At 67.4% G+C, this 6,147-nt stretch carries 6 protein-coding genes; 4 read left to right on the top strand and 2 right to left on the bottom strand.

Annotation, left to right across the window (positions count from 1 at the left end; all coding sequences use genetic code 11):
* The 3 genes from BGO46_RS10145 to BGO46_RS10135 form a co-directional block, all read left to right on the top strand.
* Nucleotides 1-306, top strand: a 306-nt coding sequence (locus BGO46_RS10145) for a cytochrome c biogenesis protein CcdA (protein WP_299985961.1), incomplete at its 5' end; no start/stop codon positions are given.
* 97 nt (nucleotides 307-403) lie between these two features.
* Nucleotides 404-1,996, top strand: coding sequence for a matrixin family metalloprotease (locus BGO46_RS10140; RefSeq protein ID WP_292679327.1), 1,593 nt, complete (start codon nucleotides 404-406; stop codon nucleotides 1,994-1,996).
* 114 nt (nucleotides 1,997-2,110) lie between these two features.
* The gene (locus tag BGO46_RS10135; RefSeq protein ID WP_292679324.1) at nucleotides 2,111-2,575 is read left to right on the top strand and encodes a hypothetical protein; all 465 of its coding nucleotides are present in this window, start codon (nucleotides 2,111-2,113) and stop codon (nucleotides 2,573-2,575) included.
* 469 nt (nucleotides 2,576-3,044) lie between these two features.
* Here BGO46_RS10135 and istB read toward each other — a convergent pair whose 3' ends face one another.
* Together istB and istA are read right to left on the bottom strand one after the other, a co-directional pair.
* Nucleotides 3,045-3,854: an IS21-like element helper ATPase IstB gene (gene istB / locus BGO46_RS10130; RefSeq protein WP_292679321.1), complete on the bottom strand. Its 810-nt coding sequence runs from the start codon at nucleotides 3,852-3,854 to the stop codon at nucleotides 3,045-3,047.
* A complete protein-coding gene (gene istA, locus BGO46_RS10125; RefSeq protein ID WP_292679319.1) occupies nucleotides 3,851-5,512 on the bottom strand; it encodes an IS21 family transposase in 1,662 nt (553 codons plus the stop codon). The genes istB and istA overlap by 4 nt, the downstream gene beginning before the upstream one ends.
* Nucleotides 5,513-5,739: 227 nt before the next feature.
* Between istA and BGO46_RS10120 the strand changes: the two genes are divergently transcribed.
* The coding region (locus tag BGO46_RS10120) for a hypothetical protein (RefSeq protein WP_299985957.1) at nucleotides 5,740-6,147 on the top strand (408 nt) is incomplete at its 3' end.

Genomic DNA, 6,147 nt, shown 5'->3' with positions numbered 1-6,147 from the left:
ACCCCGTGCCTGGGCCCCACCCTCGCCGCGATCTCCGCCCTCAGCCTCACCACCGGCAACCCCGCCCGCGGCGCCCTCCTCGCCGTCACCTACTGCCTCGGTCTGGGGCTGCCCTTCATCACCGCTGCGGCCGGCCTGAACTGGGCCACCGGAAGCATCGCGTTCCTGCGCCGCCACATCCGCACCATCAACATCACCGGCGGGATCCTCATGATCGCCACCGGCATCGCGATGATCAGCGGAGCCTGGACACTCCTCATCTCCAGCATCCAGAACCTCATCGGAGCCACCGTGCTCCCCCTCTAAACCACTGACCGCGAGCACGGGCACCCCGGGCAAGCGCGCCGCCCGGCAGTGCCGACCGCAGTGACCGGCTCCCTCCGCATCAGAGAAAGGACAGACCATGCGACCCCACGGCACCCGTGACCGCGCCTCCATCCCGTCCGAGCCGGACCCGGCCCGCGGTTCCCCGGCGCTGGGGGCCGGGGGCGTCTGGGTCGCTGCCGCCGCCGCGGCCGCCGGGGTCGGGTCGGCGTACTGGGACGACTCCTGGCACACCACCCTCGGCCGGGACAGCACCTTCATCCCCCCGCACCTGCTGCTGTATGCGTCGATCCTCACCGTCGGGGTCGTGATCGCCGGGTGGGGGTGGCGGCGGCTGGCCGCCACCCGCTCCGTGGCCGCCGTGTTCCGCACTCCCGGGTTCGCCCTCGCGGTCGCCGCGGCGGTCGCGACCGCGGCGGCCGCGCCCGCCGACGCGTTCTGGCACACCGCGTTCGGGCGTGACGCGGTGCTCTGGTCGCCCCCGCACCTGCTATCGGTGATCGGCACCCTGTGCGTGCTGATCGGCCTGCTCACCGGCACCGACCGGCTCGTGCCCGCTCCGCCGCGGATCGCCCTGGCCGCAGGCGTGCTGGGGGCGGCACTGATCATCGTGATGGAATACGACACCGACGTGCCCCAGTTCACCGAGACCCTGTACCTGCCGCTGCTGCTGGCGACCACGCTCGGCGCGGCATGGGTGATCACCGCCCTGGTCCCCGGCCGCACCCGCATCGTCCTCGTCGTCGCCGGGTACCTGGTGTTCCGGGTGGTGCTGTGGGTGCTGCTCACCAGCGCGGGGTGGCTCGCCCCCGACCTGCCGGTCGCCGTGGCCGGGCTCTTCCTGCTGGCCCTGCCCGTCCCCCGGTGGCGGTGGCCGGTGGCCGCCCTCGCCGTGACCACCCTGCAACTGCTGGCCTCCGGGACTGGCCTTGTCAAGCTGAGTCGGACCCAGCAGGACGGTCTGATGCGAGACCAGCGAGCGGAGCAGCTGGGGTATCGGGAAGAGTACGCGCTGTCCCCCAAACGGCTAACTTGTGATGCGAGTGCGCGCTGTGGGACGCTCTCGGTGAGCACAGTGCAACTGGCACTTGCGATCGCGAGCGAAGGAGCTCACGTGTCAAAGACGATTAGAGAACGTTCGAGAAGGATGATTTCCGTGGTGGCAGCGAGCCTTCTCGCTGTCGGATTGCTCTCCGTGCCGACTGCCGCAAGTGCTTACACGACGACGGGCTGCAAGTGGAGCACAGGAAACCTGAACATAAATCTGTCGAGCACGAACGGCACTATGCGAACGGCGCTCTACTCCGCTTTGAACAACTACACGCTCGGTACCGACACGAACCTCACAGGCGTCACCACCTCCGGCCCATCTTTCACTGCGGCTAACAACAACTACGGTGCGACGGGTTGGGCGGGTTACAACAACTGGAACTGCGCGTTCGGCGTAACGTCCTCCTCATTGGCGCGCGTCAATGACTACTACAACGCGAATCTGGCATCCAACGAGGGACGGATCCGAGTTATCTGGCTCCACGAGATCGGCCACGGGCTCGGGCTCGATCACGTTACGACCGTGGCTCGTGTGATGTACACGCCCACCTCTTCTGCGTACAACGCAGGCGTGCGGAACCTGACGTCCGACGAAATCAACGGCATCAACGCCCTCTACTGAATCGAGTGAATGATGCGATCCGCAAGACTCTTGGCCCTGATCACTGTCCTTGCCCTCGCCCCGGGGCTACTTAGTGCGTGTACGTCGCCCTCGTCCAACCAGGATGGCGCCAGCATGTCCCGCGTGCAGCACTACGCGTCGCTGGACGAGCTCTCCGACGCCAGCGCTGTTGTGGTGGTCGGCTCCGTCGTCGACCAGACCGTCGCGCGTGACATTGACGAACTCACCGAGTTCACGATCTCTACCGTCCAGATCGATGAAGTGGTGAAATCGGACGGGACGCACCAGGCCGGCGACACCATCCAGGTCCGTCAGCTCGGTGGCGGTGAGCAGGCTGCCCCGACGCCGGTGTTGTCGACTGAAAGCAAGTACCTGCTGTACTTGACGCCGTCCGGTCTGGCAGCGCCTCTTGACTCCCAGTTCTATGTGACTGGTGCGAACGCGGGGGTGTACGCGAGCGCCGGAGCAAGCGCCCGTGGAACTGAGGTCACCTCGGAGTTCCTTCAGGTTGACGCCGAACCGGGAGAGCAGCTTCCGTCAGTAATCGAGGTTGATGACGCGCTGCGCGCAGCACAGTAGGCGTAGAGCTCACTCAACTGCGGAGAGAAGTCGTGAGAGCAATCTGGGTCGTGGTCGCCGCGCTTGGTCTGGTCGGCATTCTCATCACGGCGGTGACTTCGACCGGTTCCTGTTCAACAGGCGCCACCGGCTGCACAGTATCGAGCATTTCAACGGACCCAACACGGTGGGCTCTGATTGTCGTTCTCGGAGTCATCGTCGCGGTTGCGATCTACCGGATCATCAAGCCCGCTCGGCCAAAGTAGACAGCTTGGCCCGCGACCACGATGCCAGTCTTCCCTGGGGGCCCCGCCGGCCCTCAGGGGAGGCTGGCGCGCTGAACCAAGTGAATGGCATTGTCAACCTGACCGAGGACTGGCTGGGTGACGGTTCGAATCCGGACGACTCGCTATCGACGGAACCGTTTCGGGCACTCATCCCCTTGGCCTCGGCCGGTAGAGCGGCAGTCGAACGCCGAGACGTCAGTTAGTCAGGTTGATGGCTGCGATCGGGTGTGGCCGAGTCGGTAGCTGGTGGAGCCGGTTTCGATGATGGTGCCGTGGAAGGTGAGGCGGTCGACGATCGCGGCGCAGAGCCGTGGGTCGGTGAAGGTCTTGGTCCATCCGGAGAACGACTCGTTCGATGCGATCGCGACGGAGGCCTTCTCCTCCCGTTCGGTGAGGACCTGGAACAGCAGCTCGGCGCCGCGGCGGTCCAGTTCCATGTAGCCGAGTTCGTCGATGCAGAGCAGGTCGACGCGACCGTATCGGGCGATGGTGCGGGCGAGCTGTTTCTCGTCGGCGGCTTCGACGAGCTCGTTGACGAGTTTGGTGGCGAGGGTGAACTTCACCCGGAACCCGTTCTCCGCTGCGGCGGTGCCGAGCCCGATGAGGAGGTGGCTTTTGCCGGTGCCGGAGTCGCCGATCAGGCAGAGCGGGTCGCCGCGGCGGATCCAGTCGCCGGTGGCGAGGGTGTGGATGGTGGCGGGGTTCACGTTCGGGTTCTGGTCGTAGTCGAAGTTGCCCAACCATTTCTGGCGTGGGAATCCGGCGCCGGCGACGCGGCGGATCGTGGACCGTCGATCCCGGTCGTCGCATTCGGCGAGCAGCAGCTCCGCGAGGAACCCCTGGTAGGTGAGCTGCTCCTGCTCCGCGGCCCGAGTGGCTTCCTCAAGAACCGCCCGAATGGTGGGGAGTCGGAGCCGGCGGCAGGCTTGATCGACGGCAGCGGCCGCCGCCTCGGGAGTCATGCCGCGTTGCCGGCGTAACGTGGTGGTGATACTGGTCACGGTGGGGCTCATGCGTTCATCCCTTCAGATTGCTGAGCCGGTATCGTCCGGCGGTGCAGGAGTTCGTCGTATCGATCTAGATCCGGCAGAGGCCTGTGGTCGGGAGGTAGCCCGGCGATCACCGCCTCCGGGTCCCGCAGCCGACGCTGCGTGAGGCTGACAACCCGTCGCTCATCCCCGCGGTCTTCGGCAACAGGATGACGGTCTGATCCGGAGCCAGCCGAGTTGGCTGCCAGGCGGGCTTCGACGGCGACGACGTCGGCGGTGACGGCGCCGACGGTGAGTGCGGCACGGATCCCTGCGGTGACATCCGAGGAGGTCATGGTGCGGTGCAGGAGCAGCACGCCGATCAGCTCCCGGGTGCCCGCGCTGTCGCCATTGACCTTCCGGGAATCGGCCCAGAACGCTTCGTGGGCGGCGGTGAACTCGCCGGCGTCTCTGGCGGCCGCAAGCGCGGTTGATCCCTTGAGCGCGCCAGGCTTGTGGCGGAGGACTTCGAGGTAGTGATCGAGCTGGATCGACTCACCGCCGCGGGCGACGACTCGTTCATGCCGGGCGACCAGAGCGCGGCCGTCGAACACGACGAGCTCGGACGCGCGCAGCGAGACACGCACCTGCCGGCCGATCAACCGGGCGGGAACAGAGTAGCGGGCCATCCGCACGGTGATCATGCTCGACCGATCCACCCGCGGATGCAGCACCAGGCCAGGGTCGAACCGGTCCGCCGGCAACGGCGCCAGCGCGGCCCGGTCAGTCGCGAAGTCGTGAACGACGGTGGTGGTCTTCCCGGCGATTCGGCGTTGTTCGTCTCTGGCGTCCCAGCGGCGGAGTCGCTCGTTGAGCTCGTCGAGGGAGTCGGTGACCGGCATCGGCGACAGCCAGGTGCGTCGAAACCGGCCAACGTCTCCTTCGACGCCGCCCTTCTCGTGCGCGCCGCCGATACCGGGGATGCAGTAGAACGCATCGAAGCCGTAGTGGGAGCGAAACAGCACCCACCGGTCGTTCTCCACCCGGCCACGGCCCTCGCCGATCAGCACACGCTTGACCGCGGCGGTGAGGTTGTCGTACTTGATCTGCAACCTCGGCACCCCACCGAGCTCTTCGAACGCGGCGATATGACCCTCGAGGAACGCCTCCTGCGACTGCGTCGAGTACACCCGATGCACTGCGCGGCCTGAGTTGGAGAGACGGAACGTGAACATGTGACACTTCGTCTTCACCCCGGCCAGGATCACCCAGACCTCACCGAAGTCGACCTCCGCCTCCGCGCCCGGAGCGTGCGCCTGCGGCACGAACGCCTGCACCGGACGTCTGCCGGCGTCGATCTCGATCTGCGGACGCCGCGCCCGGACGTAGTCCCGCACCGACCCGTATGACACGTCTGCGCCATGCTCATCGAGGAGACGGTGATGAATCCGGGTCGCGGTATGCCGCTGCTTGCGAGGTGCGTCCAGATCGACCCGCAGCATCTCGTCGATCGCGTGCTTGAACGGGTCCAGCTTCGGCGCTGCACGCACCGGCACCTTCCGTTCCGGTGGCACCGCGGACGCCAACGCCTGTCGCACCGTCCCGCGGCCGACGTGATACTTCCGAGCCAGTGCCCGGATGCCGAGCTCCTCCACCCGAGCATCACGACGGATATCCGCGAACAACCCCACCCTGTTCCTCATTCCCGACCACCGGCCTCTCCGCACCCCCAGCGGGCACGGCACAACCGTCCAGGTGGTCCCGAATCAGACCGTCACAACACACCGACGATCAGCGAGGTGGGTCCAGGTCAGACCGTCACCCCGGTCCCCACCCAAGCTGTCACAGACACGGGACCGGGATCAGCAGCGTCCCACCCACCCCCGTCGCCTGGTCCGCCGTCGGCACCACCACGGTGATCATCGTCAGCATGATCGCCCTCACCGTGCGGCCGGGGACTCGCCTCCGATCCGGGGCCGCGGCCGCGGCCCTCACCCTTCTGCTGGTCGCCCTCGCCCCGCCCCCACCCGCGCAGGCGCACGACCCCGGCCAGGGCACCGCCTACGGCACCGCGCAGATGACCGTCACCGGCGACGGCACCGGGCAGCTGACCGTCACCATCACCGGCATCCGCCTCACCGACGACACCGGCCTCACCCCGACCCGGCTGGTCGCCCGCCGCGCCGGAGAGGACCTCACCGCGCCGCTGCGCGCACAACCCGGCACCCCGCCTCCCGGCACCTTCACCGGGGAACTGGCACTGCCGTCACCGGGGCTGTGGTTCGTGTACGCCCAGTTCGCCACCGGCGAACGCACCCTCGAGGTGTGGGTGCCCGTC

It is taken from the genome of Microbacterium sp. 70-16 (assembly GCF_001898315.1).
In the GTDB taxonomy this organism is placed as follows: Bacteria; Actinomycetota; Actinomycetes; order Actinomycetales; family Microbacteriaceae; genus Microbacterium.
This window is presented reverse-complemented; position numbering and strand designations above follow the sequence as displayed.

Coding starts and splice junctions, on each gene's coding strand:
- BGO46_RS10140 (WP_292679327.1), top strand. CDS start 404: ATGCGACCCCACGGCACCCGTGACCGCGCCTCCATCCCGTCCGAGCCG.
- BGO46_RS10135 (WP_292679324.1), top strand. CDS start 2,111: ATGTCCCGCGTGCAGCACTACGCGTCGCTGGACGAGCTCTCCGACGCC.
- istB (WP_292679321.1), bottom strand. CDS start 3,854: ATGAGCCCCACCGTGACCAGTATCACCACCACGTTACGCCGGCAACGC.
- istA (WP_292679319.1), bottom strand. CDS start 5,512: ATGAGGAACAGGGTGGGGTTGTTCGCGGATATCCGTCGTGATGCTCGG.